The 15,234-nt window shown below is 41.1% G+C and carries 12 protein-coding genes; 6 read left to right on the top strand and 6 right to left on the bottom strand.

Annotated elements, in window-relative coordinates; translation table 11 throughout:
- Window positions 1-1,767: 1,767 nt before the first annotated feature.
- From HWQ37_RS22370 to HWQ37_RS22355, 4 genes are all read right to left on the bottom strand, one after another.
- Window positions 1,768-4,197: a GH116 family glycosyl hydrolase gene (locus HWQ37_RS22370; protein WP_292750971.1), complete on the bottom strand. Its 2,430-nt coding sequence runs from the start codon at window positions 4,195-4,197 to the stop codon at window positions 1,768-1,770.
- A 301-nt stretch (window positions 4,198-4,498) separates the two neighbouring features.
- Window positions 4,499-6,781 (bottom strand): glycoside hydrolase family 10-like protein, encoded by a 2,283-nt coding sequence (locus HWQ37_RS22365; RefSeq protein WP_292750969.1) that lies wholly within the window; start codon window positions 6,779-6,781, stop codon window positions 4,499-4,501.
- A 271-nt stretch (window positions 6,782-7,052) separates the two neighbouring features.
- The gene (locus HWQ37_RS22360; RefSeq protein ID WP_292750967.1) at window positions 7,053-7,322 is read right to left on the bottom strand and encodes a Precorrin-3B methylase; all 270 of its coding nucleotides are present in this window, start codon (window positions 7,320-7,322) and stop codon (window positions 7,053-7,055) included.
- 135 nt (window positions 7,323-7,457) lie between these two features.
- Window positions 7,458-8,741: an MFS transporter gene (locus HWQ37_RS22355; RefSeq protein ID WP_292750965.1), complete on the bottom strand. Its 1,284-nt coding sequence runs from the start codon at window positions 8,739-8,741 to the stop codon at window positions 7,458-7,460.
- Between the two features lie 295 nt (window positions 8,742-9,036).
- Between HWQ37_RS22355 and HWQ37_RS22350 the strand changes: the two genes are divergently transcribed.
- Together HWQ37_RS22350 and HWQ37_RS22345 are read left to right on the top strand one after the other, a co-directional pair.
- Complete coding sequence (locus tag HWQ37_RS22350; protein WP_292750963.1) at window positions 9,037-9,618, top strand: NADPH-dependent FMN reductase; 582 nt, start codon at window positions 9,037-9,039, stop codon at window positions 9,616-9,618.
- A gap of 212 nt (window positions 9,619-9,830) precedes the next feature.
- Entirely contained in the window at window positions 9,831-10,019 is a 189-nt protein-coding gene (locus HWQ37_RS22345) for a hypothetical protein (RefSeq protein ID WP_094350851.1), read from the top strand.
- A 75-nt stretch (window positions 10,020-10,094) separates the two neighbouring features.
- Here HWQ37_RS22345 and HWQ37_RS22340 read toward each other — a convergent pair whose 3' ends face one another.
- Complete coding sequence (locus HWQ37_RS22340) at window positions 10,095-10,277, bottom strand: hypothetical protein (protein WP_292750960.1); 183 nt, start codon at window positions 10,275-10,277, stop codon at window positions 10,095-10,097.
- 246 nt (window positions 10,278-10,523) lie between these two features.
- Between HWQ37_RS22340 and HWQ37_RS22335 the strand changes: the two genes are divergently transcribed.
- From HWQ37_RS22335 to HWQ37_RS22325, 3 genes are all read left to right on the top strand, one after another.
- The gene (locus HWQ37_RS22335; protein ID WP_292750958.1) at window positions 10,524-11,504 is read left to right on the top strand and encodes an aldo/keto reductase; all 981 of its coding nucleotides are present in this window, start codon (window positions 10,524-10,526) and stop codon (window positions 11,502-11,504) included.
- A 391-nt stretch (window positions 11,505-11,895) separates the two neighbouring features.
- The gene (locus tag HWQ37_RS22330) at window positions 11,896-12,168 is read left to right on the top strand and encodes a GlsB/YeaQ/YmgE family stress response membrane protein (protein ID WP_292750956.1); all 273 of its coding nucleotides are present in this window, start codon (window positions 11,896-11,898) and stop codon (window positions 12,166-12,168) included.
- A gap of 555 nt (window positions 12,169-12,723) precedes the next feature.
- A complete protein-coding gene (locus tag HWQ37_RS22325; RefSeq protein WP_465249714.1) occupies window positions 12,724-13,128 on the top strand; it encodes a response regulator in 405 nt (134 codons plus the stop codon).
- A 6-nt stretch (window positions 13,129-13,134) separates the two neighbouring features.
- Here the strand turns inward: HWQ37_RS22325 and HWQ37_RS22320 are convergent, their stop codons facing one another.
- Window positions 13,135-13,527: a DUF6335 family protein gene (locus tag HWQ37_RS22320; protein WP_292750952.1), complete on the bottom strand. Its 393-nt coding sequence runs from the start codon at window positions 13,525-13,527 to the stop codon at window positions 13,135-13,137.
- A 491-nt stretch (window positions 13,528-14,018) separates the two neighbouring features.
- Here HWQ37_RS22320 and HWQ37_RS22315 point away from each other — a divergent pair, with 491 nt between their 5' ends.
- A complete protein-coding gene (locus HWQ37_RS22315) occupies window positions 14,019-15,116 on the top strand; it encodes a DJ-1/PfpI/YhbO family deglycase/protease (protein ID WP_292750950.1) in 1,098 nt (365 codons plus the stop codon).
- Window positions 15,117-15,234 lie beyond the last annotated feature (118 nt).

The raw sequence follows: 15,234 nt of genomic DNA, 5'->3' as shown, positions 1-15,234 counted from the left end.
AGAATTGCTTCAACTACTTTGTCAAATTGTTGAGCTTTCACTGTCTTATCTAAGTTATTACTAATACCAGCAATGTCTTGATTCATCATAGTGTTTAGTTATCTTGGATAAAGTAAACTATTTTCTTTTCTGCGATTTTTGGTGTTGAATTGCTTGTGGGAAATTATCAGCAATAGAGCGGTGTTGGATGTTTACAAGGGATAAAAACCCCTAAGTAAATAAATTTTATTGGTTCACACGCTTATATTTCTTACTACTGTTGAATTAGGCAATTTCCGGGAAGTTTGCAGATTTTTTTAGACTAAGAGAGAAACTATATTTATCTTTGAGCGTTAACAATACCATTGGTATTTATACTATTTTTTGTCGTTAATGTCATCTACTAGCGTAGTAGATTTATAGGTCAAATTTACCGAATACATTTAGATACTTACTTATGGATTGTGCAGCTTTTAGTTTTGTCCCCCTTTGTTAATTCTTGAGGGGTCTTACCCCTCACCCGATATGATTTTAAAACCTTTATTATTGTCGAGTCACTAGAAAATATTACCATTAACTAGAATGTAAAACAAGTGATAAAAATATTAGGAAATAGAGAGCGAAACCGTTCACAGTCATAGGATTGAACCTATTTTTCAATAAGTTCGATTAGACAATGATACTTATTAGCCTTGTCTTTATTGGTTTATAAAAACTACAACTTTAGCGTATCTAAATAAAATCGCTGTAAACCGATCGCAAGTATTTGCTTGCGACTGGAAAGTAATTATAAATAACCCAGTTGCTCAAGAATTTTACTGGTTAGTAATAATATCCGTAGATAGTTTTAAGGCTCGTTAAATAAGTCCAGAAAAACATCAGCGAATCGATACCTTGACTCGAAAAGTCTCGCTGGCTAAATCTGGACAAAATTAGAATAGAGAGAAAGCTAATTAATACAGAATGTTATTAAGTTAATTATGAATATCTAAGAGGATCTTTGAAAAGTCATGATTGATGTATCAAATATTTTTACCCCACCCTAACCCTCCCCTTATAAAGGGGAGGGAACCGGATTTTCTTGTTTCCCACCTTTAGAAGGGGGGATTAAGGGGGGTAATAATTCGATTAAAATCACAACACACCACTTTTCAAACATCCTCTAAGAGATTTATCCAATTGAGATTACAAATGCAGTAGCAATTGGGCTAAATGGTGGTAGAAGATCAAAAATCAATATGCGATCGCCTTTATCTCTCTAGACAACTACACAATGAATTACTTGACAATGAGCTATCCACGGGTTATACTATTAATCCAACTTACTAATAATACGTCCTCACTCATAGCGCTTCATATCCTGCTGTGAACGTAGTCTGGGAAATATTAGCAATATTTATAGCTAAAGCCAGTAATATTTGCATTTTTTGAAACAGTAGTCTTGAATTCTCAATGCTTCAACTCTTACCATTACTGAAATTATCGTTCGCTTCCGGAAACCCTCGGAAAATAAAATCATAAACCTAAACTCTGCTTTCTCAGATGAAGACAGGTTAAATTTGGTAACGCACTTCCTGATCAAAAATATTCAATTATTTATTGTGGAGTGGACATCTTGTCCGCTCTTGGCTAGGGGCGGACAAGATGTCCACCCCACAATATTGGATAATTTATTTCTTGGAGTTCCCTAAGGCATATACTATACGTGGAATACGACCGTTTGTAGGGGCGCACATCTGTACGCCCTTAAGTGCGCTGCATCAAAACGAGAACCGCTTTGATAATCAATCAATTAATAACTAAGTAAATTCCCCAAATCGCCATTGGCCGGAGGTAAGTGCTAGCGCGGAAAGTAGCAGTTGCGGTGATAGCTTCTGGGGTGCGAAATTGCAGACCATTTTCATAAATTTGCTGCACCACAGCTTGCGTCAACCTCAATGCTTCATCTTTCATTCCCATCTGCACGAGAAAAGCCGCCAGCCCAAAGTTTATCCCCGTCCAAACTTCTAGGGGATGAGTCGCTTGAGGATTTTCTGGTGAACCATCACGACGAACACCATTAGCAGCACCAAACTCACCATTGCAGAATTTCAAAAAGCAAGCATCATAAACAGTTTTCAAGGCAGAAAGGGCGCGATCGCTCGGTACAATATCAGGTAAGTCCAGCAGACGAGCGTAAAATTGTCCGCACAATTGATCTGCCATTACCACATCAGAACCACTTTTACTATCAAGTTGGTAATATTCCCCATTCCAGAGTTTTTCTTGGTAAATAGGAAGAGATTGTTGTAACCAAGTTTCATAAGTGGATTTTTGCGCCGCCAACTCTGTTGTGTTACCTATCTGGTAAGTTAATAAAATATCGCTAATTGCGATCGCAGCTTCTAACGCCGCCAACCACAACCCACCACAATAGGCGCTGACACCTTGTAATCGCCAATCATCAAAGGTTTGGTCAGGCGCACCAGAATTTTCAGGAATCCCATCGCCATCGAGGTCAAAGGTTTTTAGGTAGTCGAGGGTTTGAACAATCGCATTCCAGCAATCTGCCAAAAATTCCACATCGTCAGCACCCGTGAGCAAAAAATCACGGTATACTTGCAAGACGAAATCACTACCCAAATCTTTCCATAAATTGCAGTCTTGATAGCTGGTGTAGTTGGTTTTCTCCCAGACGTGTTCGTTCGGTGCGCCTAAATCGTGGGGTGTTGCACCTGCAATTTTACGAACTGCAATCGGGCTTTCTGCCTTAATTGTCATGTAATAGCCAATGATTCGGGGAGTATCATCGCCTTGAGGAATCGCCCGTGCAAATGCTCGAATCACCGACTTTTCTAATTCTGGAAACAGCATCAGTAGGGCAAAAGAGCCATACAACCGCACATCTAGACTTTCATACCAACGATAATCTAAGCACTCCAGTACCGCAAACTGACCGATTGGGTCAAGTTCTGATGCTGCACTCCAGAGAGTACCACCGCTTGTGAGGTCGTAAAGCTCATTGAATAGAGCCATTTTAAACCAGTCGGGCAAATCTTCTCGGTCGAGAATCGGTTTTTGCCAACTTTGAATCTGCGATCGCCAGATTTGGTATTCTGTTAAAGCAGTCGATGCGATCGCCCAAGCGTTGTTTCCATTTTTACCAAAAAAATCTGTATATCTGCGATAATAGTTGACTCCGGCGGCAAATTCTGTAATCGGCAAATCCCAAGCGAGGACAAAGGGAATTTCGAGAGTTTCGCCTGGTTGGAGAGTGAAACGGATTGCGATGCCTGCTGCCGGCGTAGCCATCGCAGCCCCGATTTGTGTATTCTCTGTTGCTGGAGTCGTATCAACATAATTGGGCAAAGAACCATCTTTAGCAAAGCTTTCCCATATTTCTTCACCCGTTCCTTCAGGATTCCATCGGCTGTGGTGGAATACCTCTACTTGGGGATGTTTCAAGGTCGCAATACACCAGGTTCCATCGCCTTCTTGCAAAGGTTCATTACTAGCAACTCGACCTAAAAGACAGCCAAACTGTTGTGTATTTTCAACTATCTGGTTGTAGTTTCCTTGACTTTCGCCCCAGCGCGGTTGGTATTCGTAAACCGGACTACCATCATCGCGCACCCGCACTTCGGGAGATTTGAGAGCGTTTGTAAACCAGCCCACCATATTTTGCCAAGTGAGCATAATGCCCAGAGTAATCGGTGCATCTGTGGGGTTGTGGGCATTCCAGAGGAATATTGCCACAGGGTAGCTAGTTTCTTGGTAATTACCTGCCCAGATTGGTGAAAACTGCTCACAAGTCAACTGTGCTTTAAATACATTTTCATACACAAACCAGCTACGTGGAAATAGTGCATGATAATTGCCCGTCCCCTCTGTGGCGGGAGTTGTCGGATACCATTGCCAAGCTTTGAGAGTGCCATCATCGGGGGCTTGGGTAGATAAAGCATAGGCTTGGGAAGATGCACTATTAGACTCAAACACACTGAATTGACAAGCGGGAACGTTTTTGAAGGTATGCTCACCGCCGTCGATGTGCCACAGGTTAAAGTCTCCGCGTGAAGAACGACCGATGCAACCTGCACCAAAACCACCCAAAGGCATACCATGCCAAGGGCCATCATCGATATTACTTGCGTAGCGGACGGTATAAGGTTTATCCCAGCCTAAGCCGATGGGACGGCTCCAAGTGCAAGAGGGAATTACTGGAGAAAGTTGATTTGTCATCGCTTAATGTTACAGCGTGCAGTTGTCAATGAAGACTAGCGCGATGTGCGATTTTTCTCAAGAGGCACAATAATAAACCTCCAAATAAAAAAATACCCAAAAAACTCTCTCCTCCTCATTCCTCTGTGTCGCGCCAGTCGCTACAACGGGGGGAACCCCCGCAACGCGCTGGCTTCTCTGTGTCTCTGTGGTTCGTTTATTTGGGTAATTTATCGAACCGCAGAGGCGCAGAGGACGCAGAGAAAAGAAGGAGAAGGAAAAAATTGCTTAACTGAACTGTATTGCGATATAAAGATTCTTCTTACCGCCGACTGCGAAAACCCTGTTTACCATTAACTTGGTCAAAGAGTACATCGTATTTATCAAACAAGGCGATTCCAGGATTGACAAATATAGGCAGTTCTGCTTGTGGCGAGATACTCAAATTCCAGCGATTAAATCCGTCACGGGTTCCTGGTGTCAAACTGTAATCAAAAATACCGTTAATTCCTACTTTCACGGCATTTGCTGAACGTAATGCTCCTGGTTTGAGTTTACCTGCTGTAGAAGCTGACTTGAATTCAGTCAAACCATTAATAGTTCCAGTATCAGCGATCGCTCTGCTATTACACGAATTTTTTGCAGAACTCCCGGCAAGAGTTAAACAAACTTTGCTCAGTCGAGAGTCCCATCTTTTACCGGGGACACCATTGATTTCGGGTTGTTGACTCCAAGTAGCCATTTTGAAACCTGCTTGATTCTCAGCAGTTAAACCGAGAATTAGGCTGCCATTTTTGTTACTAGCACCATTGCCAACGACAATAAATCCGTTACTCAGATTTCCTGATAACTTTCTTAACGGGTTATAGAGAAGTGATTTTTCAAAATAGTTAACACCGACAATTCCCGAAAATGGTACACCACTATTTGCTGAACATTTAGGTTTTTCGGCAGTACATTGGCGACTAGTAACAATCTGTACGGGAACAGGTTCGGCGGTGGGAATTAAACTAAACTCAACATTAGCATAAACTAATTCTCCTTCCAGGATAGTACCATCGCTTAATACCTCCTTAATATTTTGACCTGTTCTTTGAATCGGAGAATTACCTAAAAACTCCTTGGGAACTCTTAGCCCTGCTGACCCTGTATCTAATAAAATACGTTTTGGTTGACCATTTGCGATCGCAACTTCCAAAAAATAGCCGCGAACACGTTGCCCAAGGGAAGGTTTTGGATATAAAGGTAAGGTTATGGTGTTAAAAGTTGGCTTGCGGGCTATATTTTGCGAGATATCGCGCAATGCTGAATTTGGGAAAAGAGCCGCAAATGCCGACTGGCGTTGTGCTGCTGGTTCAGGGGCAATATCCCAAAGGCTTTCGTAGTAGAAAAAGCCGATACCTAAACCGCGTTGTTGTGCTGCTTCTACCTGAGATTTGATTTGTGGTATGGCAACTGGGCGATTTCGTAACCCCGCCATAATACCGATACCAGTTGGGATGATTTGTTGGGTTTCTAAAATTTCTGGGCGGGTAATTTGAGCGATAAAACTTTCCAAATCATTACGGTACACCTGCATAACCAACTCATCGACAATACCCAACCGTACCCAGTTGAGCCAGTCTTGCAGTTGCATTTTATAGGCGAAATTATAGTAATTAGGAGCAACTGAAAAGATAGCATTCCGTTTTCTGGCTTTCACAGTTTGGTAGAGGTCTACCATGAATGCAGTAATTTTATCTGCCCGCCATTTTATCCATGCTTGAGCTTGGGGATTAGGTGGTGGCGGATTGCCAGTTTCTTGAGTATATAGACTAATCGTGTACTTATCGTAGCCAAATTCTACAGGTAAACTTGTATGGTCGTCAAATTGAATGCCATCAGCATCATATTTAGTAATAACTTCTACGACAAGTTCCCTGATAAAATTTTGCACTTCCGGGTGAAAAGGATTCAACCACGCTACTTCACCCGCAGCACTAATTGAAGTTTGAGTGCCATCCCCCTTTTGTGTTAGCCAATCTGGATGCTGTGATGCGAGTTCCGAAGTTAGAGGAACCATGAAACCAAATTCAAACCAGGGTATTGCTAGTAATCCTTCTTTGCGGGCTTGGGTGATAATGTCTGCAATTACATCTTGTCCATCTGCTCCCTTGAAGAAAAATGGTATCCCCTTTTTCTGCATGATGGCACTGGGGTATTGTGTATAACCATCATTCCAGACTACAGGATAAACAGTATTAAAGTTTAGCTGCCGCAGTTGGCTCATGGCTGCTTGCACCTGTGAACGATTTCTAAAAACGCTAAAATCGTTACCACTTAGCCACACTCCCCGAATTTCCTGACGGGGTTGAGGAGGTAGTTGGGCAATGGCAGGGGTAAAGCTGTTGAGTAGCAATACCAGAAAGAATGATATTAGACATAATAATGGCAGCAGACGTTTTTTCAGAAACCACCAACCTTGATGAATCAAAGCCGATGTTGCTTGACTCGCTACGTGTAGCTTACTTAGACCTAGTAGTACTCGTCTGCGTACAGGCTTAAATAGTAAGTTAGTTAGAGTTGGATTAATTTTTCTACTTTTTTCCCAAAACTGAGTTGTCATTACTTCTGCTTATTAAATGAGCTTAATTGGTTATATTAATTCCATATAAACGTTAAATTACTACATCAGAAAAACTGATGCAGTAATTTAGCTGCAAGATAGTTGACGCAGTTATAAGCTTAGTAGTGCCAAATAGAAATTATTGCGATCGCTTAGTGGTCTGTCAAATTCATTTTGACGATTAGAGAGACGCGATAAATCGCCGTCTCTACAGGGAATTTATCTATAAATTATTTATTGACAGACTACTAGCCTCTCGACAACCCCCGACTTACAATTTTGATTTTCGTGCTGACTTTGGCGGTGTTCGGTGTGCGCCAAAATATTTTTCACTGCGGTAACGCAACCACACCCGCAACACTTGGGGAATCTGGTCTTTTTCTTCTTTAGTCAGGGTATTGTAAAGGGCTAAGGCGCGATCGCGTTCACCCCGACAAGCAGCATTATTGTGAGCATCCCAATAGCTGCGCGCTACTCGAATTCGCCGACAGACTTCTTTAATCAGCGCCTCTCCTGTAAGTGGAGTATCTTGCTTGGTCATACTCAAATACGATAAATTTCTAATGCCATCTTAGCGAGTCTTGTGTTGCCTCGTTCCCAGCCTGGAGGCTGGGAACGAGGATAACGAGGATACAACATAGTCTTTAGGCTTTTCTTAGTGCCATTCATATCAGCTTTACTCTGGCAAAACATTCACTGAATCGTTATTAAAATTCTGTTCAAGATAGCGTGGATCGCTTACTCCTATATGCAAAACCAGTGCTGTAACTAATGCACCGATAGCTGCTACTAAGAAGGTAGTTTTATAATCAATATTCTCCACTATCCATCCACCTAGTAGGGGAGCAAAGATGCTAGCAGGGGCAATAAGGGTATTACCAAGACCAATATAGGCTGGTCGTTGGTGTTGGTTTCCAAACTCTAAGGTCATTACCGCAGCAATATTTTGCAGAGCTATCATACCTATTCCCGCTCCGATAAATACCAAGTAAAACCAGCTGGCATTTGTTGCCAAACAAGCTAAAACCGAACTGAACGCACAGGCGACACAACCAATTTGCAAAACCAACTTACGACCCGTGCGATCGCCTAACCAACCCAAAAACAATCCAGCAATAGTTTGTGTCACCATCAATAAAGTAGTAATTAACCCAACAGATGCTTCTCCCATCCCATATTGATGTACGGCAGTGAGTGTATAGAAGGGAAGTGGCATCAGTGCTAATTGAGAGATCATACGTGCGATCGTAAAGCAACGGAAATTCTCATCGCACCGGAGAATCAAACTCAGACTATCCAAAAATTCACGTCTAGTTCCAAAGGCTGATGATGTGGCGCTTACTGGCTCTCGCGTCCTAGACATAAAAAACCAAGATAGAGCCATTGCTAAACTGGCACACAAAAAACACAGAGCAAAGTTAAATGGTTGAGCAATTTCCTTAAGTAGTAAACCTGCGATCGCAGCACCACAAATACTCATCAGATTACCAGCTGCTGCTAAAGTACCGTAAAAAATACCAAGCTTTCTGGAGGGAACAATTTTAGCAACCATACTTTGCCAAGCAGTGGCGCTAAACCCGCTACCTAGTCCTTGCCAAATGAGTATGGCAAATGTCAACAGTAAGATAATTTGATGATTGAGTTTTAATTGTAACAAAGCCACTACTGCTAATCCCAAAAAAGGAAGCTTCTGATGAATTGTCGATAACATTACAGTTGGTTTGTAACACTGTAGACGAGCTACTTTATTAACTGTTAATAGCTGAGGTAGTTGCCAGCCTAGACGTGGAATAGCTGGAATCAGACCGATAAGCAACGCCGAATCGGTAAGAGTACTAACAAATAGAGGGAGAATGGTGAAAAATGAAGCAAAACCACTCCCAAAACCAAACAATCCACTTTCAATAACATTGACAGTAAAGTTATGGCGAAGGTCTTTTTGAATTTCCGAATTAAGCATTTTTATAGATATTGCAAGTTTAGTGATTTATTCCCTTTTGGGAAAACTCAGGCTGCATTTTAAACAGGTTGGTTTTCTTTTTGTAGATACTTAGAAATCACCTAAGTACCTACAAAAACCTGAGTTCCATAGATTGTTCCCAAATGCTGTACTTAAATCACCGTTGAAAAATATTTTTGTAAAATATCCCAATTTTTGATGGTGAGCCTGACTGCAACAGATGTCTGGGTCATATCAAGTCTGGTTAATCACTTCTGATTGGTGTAAACTATTTAGTTGTTAAAAATTATTGATCGTGAGATTCAAAACAATAGTATTCTATGGTTCCTACAGGAGCGATCGCCAAGGCATCAAAGCTGCCAGATTCATGATTGACCAGCTTCAGCAAAGAAACCATGAGGTGATTTTTGCAGATGCAAAGGAGTATAACTTTGACATCTTAGACCGGATGTATAAGGAATATGGTAAAGGTCAAGCTCCTGCAAAGATGGAAGAACTGGCAGAGCATATCCGAACCGCAGACGGTTTTATAGTTGTTGCCGGAGAGTACAACCATTCCATTCAACCAGGATTAAGCAATCTAATGGATCACTATCTAGAAGAATACTTTTTCCGTCCTGCTGGCATTGTTTCCTACTCGACTGGTAGCTTTGGAGGAGTGCGGGCAGCTATACAATTACGCTCTTTTCTATCAGAGATGGGAATGCCTACTATTTCAAGCATTTTTACTATTTCTAAAATTGCGGACTCTCTGGATGAAGCAGGTGTTTCACGGGAAGCTGTTTTGCCCAAAAGAGTTGGTAAATTTTTGGATGAATTAGAGTGGTACGAAGAAGCATTACAACGACAAAGAAAAGAAAAAGGAAACCCCTTCTAATCAACTCAGCAATCAATTATTAGTTATAACCTATTGATTAATTAAATAAAGTTTTTTATATATCTTCGACGAGAACTTCCATAGTTTCTTTTAATATTGAGGGAAAAACTCAACCCTTAGCCACCCTTCACGAGAAACTTGTGTGAAGCTGTAAGAGAGTGAAGAATCAAACTCTCTTCTACTAAATCAGTTCTAACTAGCCCTTTGTAAATATGCCTTCAATTAGCTACAACCGCACCGACAGCAAACAGCCACAAAGCATTACCATTGAAGGTTATGTTGTCCGGCCAGGATTACATATTCTCAGTTACGAGCAACTTAAGTTGCTACGAGAGCAAACACAGCATCATTCTCAGCTTGAATCTCTAGTGAGCCAAGGTGTCATTAAGTTGACTGGTTGATAGTCGTCAACTCACTTGCAATTCATCTCATCACCTGCTTATTGGGTAGGTGATGAGATGAATTGCTTTATAGTTCTAAGTAGGTGAGTCTGAACGTCCTATTTGCTGACGAATAGTATCAATAGAGGCATTGATACCAGCCAGTTTGGACTCTAAATCATCTCGCAGCCAAATCAAAAATTTTAATTTCCGTTCCAAGCTAGCTTTGTGCGAAATAGGTTCGCTTCCGCAACATGGATTACCCCAAAAAGAAAACATATTTTACCTCTGTACTTAGCTTTTGTCAGAGTGCAATAGATTGCACCATTACATTCTGACGAATAATAATCAAACTGGTGTATGTGACAACCGACCATTATTGTGCGTGCTTAACGAACTTTTGCTAAAAGTTGTCTCTTGGCAATCAGTAAATACTTCTAATAATAGATGACTTGGTGGAAGGGAAAGGGATAATGCTGAAAGGGGTAATATTCTAAGACCAATTACTGAGTAGGAAATTATTTTATGAGAACCAGAAAGCTAGGCAAACAAGGGTTAGAAGTTTCAACTATCGGACTTGGTTGCATGGGAATGTCTGAGTTCTATAGTGGTCGTGATGAAGATGAGGCGATCGCTACAATTCATCGAGCGTTAGAACTGGGTGTGAATTTTCTTGATACTGCTGATATGTATGGGCCGTTTACCAACGAGCAATTAGTAGGCAGAGCAATTAAAGATCGCCGAGATCGAGTCGTTCTAGCAACTAAATTTGGTAATGTCCGTACTGAAGATGGTGGTTTTAAAGGGGTTAATGGCACACCAGAATATGTACATCAAGCTTGTGATGCCTCGCTAAAACGTCTGGGAGTTGATGTGATTGACCTTTATTATCAACATCGCGTAGATCCAACTGTCCCCATTGAAGATACTGTGGGGGCAATGGCCGAGTTAGTCAAGCTGGGAAAAGTGCGTTATTTGGGACTTTCGGAAGCTGCCCCGGCGACAATTCGACGGGCTGTAGCAGTTCACCCCATTACCGCACTGCAAACAGAATACTCTCTTTGGAGTCGAGAGCCAGAGGATGAAATTTTACCAACTGTGCGGGAATTAGGAATTGGGTTTGTTCCCTATAGCCCATTAGGAAGAGGGTTTTTATCAGGTGCGATCGCTAGCCCTGACGATCTCGCACCGGATGACTATCGCCGAAATTCTCCTCGCTTTCAAGGTGAGAATTTTTATAAAAACCTGCAATTAGTCGAGCAAGTCAAAGCGATCGCTAGCGAAAAAGGAGTAACTTCTAGTCAGCTTGCTTTAGCATGGCTATTCGCTCAAGGAGAAGATATTGTCCCAATCCCTGGTACAAAACGCCGTACTTACTTGGAGGAAAATATTGCCGCTACCGAAATTATCCTGACTGAAGAAGAGTTGAATCGACTAGAAACAGTTGCACCAAAAAATGTGGCCGCAGGTGAACGCTACCCTGACATGAGTACTGTTAACCGTTGATCCATCTGAGTGCTGGAGTATTTTTTCAAATTCCGCTTTAGATACACAAGCAGACATTACCACCGCTTGACTATAAGTGCGAACTACAAGAGTATCTGTTTTCAAACCTGAGCTTAACTCTTCAAGTAGATGAGAAAAACGATCAAAAATGCATATACTGCAATTATCAAGCAATGAATTTATTCGCTCCTGGTTTTAGACCAACTAGGAGCTTTTTTTATCGAACAGAATTCTTCTTCAATAGACATCTCAATTCAGGGAGTTCATCATGCGAAGTAACAGCGTTCATCCTCAGGGCTATTCATAATTGCTTCTGGTGGTAGATTGAATGTCAATATTTGGATTGCTATTGTATATTTATCAACTAAAAAACGTTTATCAAATAAAAACAATGAATATTCTTGCTTGGATTGTTTTAGGTCTAATTGCTGGTGCGATCGCCAAGGCTATCTACCCCGGTCATCAAGGCGGCGGAATTTTAGCAACAATTTTATTAGGAATCGTTGGTGCTTTTATTGGTGGTAGTTTGGGTGTATTCTTCAGTACGGGAAGCTTTGCTCTAGCAGCTCCCTCTTTGAGTATTCCTGGTATTGCAGTGGCAGTTCTGGGTGCAATTATCGCCGTGTTCTTGTGGAATGCGTTAACTAGCCGCAGTGCTTTGTAAGAAATTTAATTGGAATTAATTAATAGTAAAAATCAGGGAATCTATATTACTAGATTTTTCCCTGAACTTAAATTAAAACAATAGCGCCCACCTGTATTTAGGTAGGCGCTATTATTTTGTTGGAGTCCGAACCTTTCCAGAAACAAATCAGTAATATCAATATGGTTTGCTTAAGATCCCCCCCCATAGGGAGATCCCCCTTTTCAGCAAATCCTGTACAAAGGGTGCGTTACGCTGTCGTTAACACAACGTCAGTTCGCTCAAGTCAGGAAACTTGCCCACACCACTGGCTCCTATACGTATCTTTTTTAAAATCAAAATTTCATTTGTGTGAAGTGGTCTTCCAGTAGGAAAATAGATCAAGCAGTTGTAACCATCAAGCTATATTTTTGAAATTATGGTGTTAAATCATTTCTTGTTAAAAGAGTTCGTAATTGATAATGACGCTTGCGGACTCGCTAACGTAATTCGTAGTTGTAATCACTGCTTGCTCTGTACTCTCTTTATTACGAATTACGAATATAGCAAGTAAGGATAAATAAAATGTCATTTCTTATGCAAACTTCTGGAACTCTTACTGGTTTAGATATCTTGCTAGTTGAGGATGATGATGATACTCGCTTTTTTCTCACTACTGTCTTGGAAATGGATGGAGCAACAGTTGTAGCAGTGATATCAGCAGCAGATGCACGCAATGTATTGTCCGAATTGCAACCCGATGTTTTAATTAGTGATATCGGGTTGCCTGGGGAAGATGGCTACACTTTTATCTCTAAATTTCGTGCGCTTAAAGCAAATAATTGTGGACGAGTCCCGGCTATTGCTTTAACCGCCTTTGCTGATAGTGAGGCTCGTATCCGTGCCTTGGAAGCTGGGTTTGACACTCATGTATCTAAACCGATTGCTCCAGAAGAACTAATTGAGATAGTGGCTAATTTAGTTGCTTCTTGCAATTGGTAATTATTCTCACCGATCTTGATAATCTTCAGAAGACTTTGGATCTAACTCCCAGCGATCGCCATCACGATCCTCTAAAATATCGTTGGTATGTAGGAACTCAGAATCAGCCATTTCTAGCCCCACTGCTGCTTCTAAGTCCTCAGTTACACTTTTATCGGGAGTGGAAGTACTACCACCAACTGCTTCATCTCCAACTGCATCTGCATCTTGCCAATAAGCATCGACATCCCCACCAGTCAGTTTCGGACTAGTTTCTGTGTACTCGTCTCTTTCATCCTGCATGGAGCGTCCGCCAATATTGTATCCCGGCAATTCTTTCACACCAGTACCGTAGGATTCGGTAATCTCTTGTGGCAAATCATTACTTTCAGCTTTGTCATTATGATTCTTTTTTGCCATGATATTAACCCTTTTGTGCATTATTACAATAACGTTTTCTTGTCACCAATTTGTCTAACTAGAGGTGTATAGCTAATAAAATAATCTATCCCCTGGGTACGACGCTAAGATAGCGATCGCATCATAACATTGTAACTATGAATTCATGGTCAAGGAACTTGTAGTTAGGAAGTTATGAGTTAGAAGTTATCAAACCGAAATTACTCATTCATTAGCTGACTTTTTACTCATAACTATTTTCTGCTCAACCCAAATAGACAGAGACAAACGAAATTTGTAAGTTTAGCATTTTAACTTCATATTTTAACTACCTAAATGCTAAATAATAAAATTCATAAATAATTTTGAGTAACGGGGGCAGATAATGATAAGTAATTAAAAATTATTTATTCAGCAAGAAATCTGGCTGTTTAACTGTCTTAATCGATCTTAATCGATAAATTATTGTTGTAGCTAGTGAAAAACTAGAAATTAAGCACGTAATACCATCTATGACTGAACTTAACAATCACTCCGGTAATAAAAAAGTTGCTATCCTCATTGAACAAGCAGTAGAGGATGCAGAATTTACAGTACCTTATAATGGACTAAAACAAGCAGGATTTGAGGTAGTAGTCCTTGGTTCCCGAATGAATGAAAAATATAAGGGGAAACGCGGCAAACTTAGCGTCCAAGCTGATGGTACGACAACGGAAGCGATCGCAGCTGACTTCGATGCAGTAGTAATTCCCGGTGGGATGGCTCCCGATAAAATGCGGCGGAACCTTAATACAGTGCGTTTCGTACAAGAGGCTATCCAACAAGGTAAATTAGTCGCTGCTGTTTGTCACGGTCCACAACTTTTGATTGAAAGCGACTTGCTCAAAGGCAAACAAGCCACTGGGTTTATTGCTATTGCCAAGGATATAACTAACGCTGGTGCAAATTATTTAGATGAGCCATTGGTAGTTGACGGGAATTTGATTACATCTCGTGAACCTGGAGACTTGGCAATTTTCACCACAGCAATTTTGAGCCGTTTGGGTTATGGTGGCAAAGATGCCGCATTACCAAATGAAAAAGACATAACTGCTGAATGGTGGAAACTAGCTGATGCTTGGGGTGGCTCAACTAAGGGTGATATTGCTAGAGGTTTAAATACTGCTCTTACTGGTGAACGTTATTCACTAGAAGCATTTGATAAGTACTTTGAAAAGGAATCAGATAGCGAAGTTAAATTACTCTTTCAACAAATCATTGCTAATAAGCAACGCCACATTGCAAAACTGGAAACCTATCTTCAGCATTTGGGTGAAAAACCCTCTTTAGGATCAAATATTGCCAATCAATATGCCAAGGTGAAAACAGCCTTTACCGGAAGTGATGACATATATCAGTTACGTTCCGCTTTAGGGGATGTACAAACTGGTATTGGCGACATTGGTAATTTGGCTGCGATGTTCACCGACCCAGTAGCAACAGCTATTTTCAAAGAAATTTACCAGGATTTATTGAAATCCGAACAACAATTAGTAGAGTTGTATCGGGCGCGAATAACTGCTCAGGTTCAGCCTCCGAAGCCGACTACAGGGGCAGCTATATCAATGTAAATTCAATCTAAGTAAATCAATTTAACCAACCGCAGAGACGCATAGTCTGTAACCTCTGGTGAATGTTTGCGTTTTGGTTATTTTACCAAACATGCCCTGACTGGTTCCCAGCCTCCAG

Origin of the sequence: Nostoc sp. NMS4, assembly GCF_017115095.1 — a bacterium.
GTDB lineage: Bacteria > Cyanobacteriota > Cyanobacteriia > Cyanobacteriales > Nostocaceae > Nostoc.
Note: the sequence above shows the minus strand (reverse complement) of the source record. Positions and strands in the feature narration are given on the sequence as shown.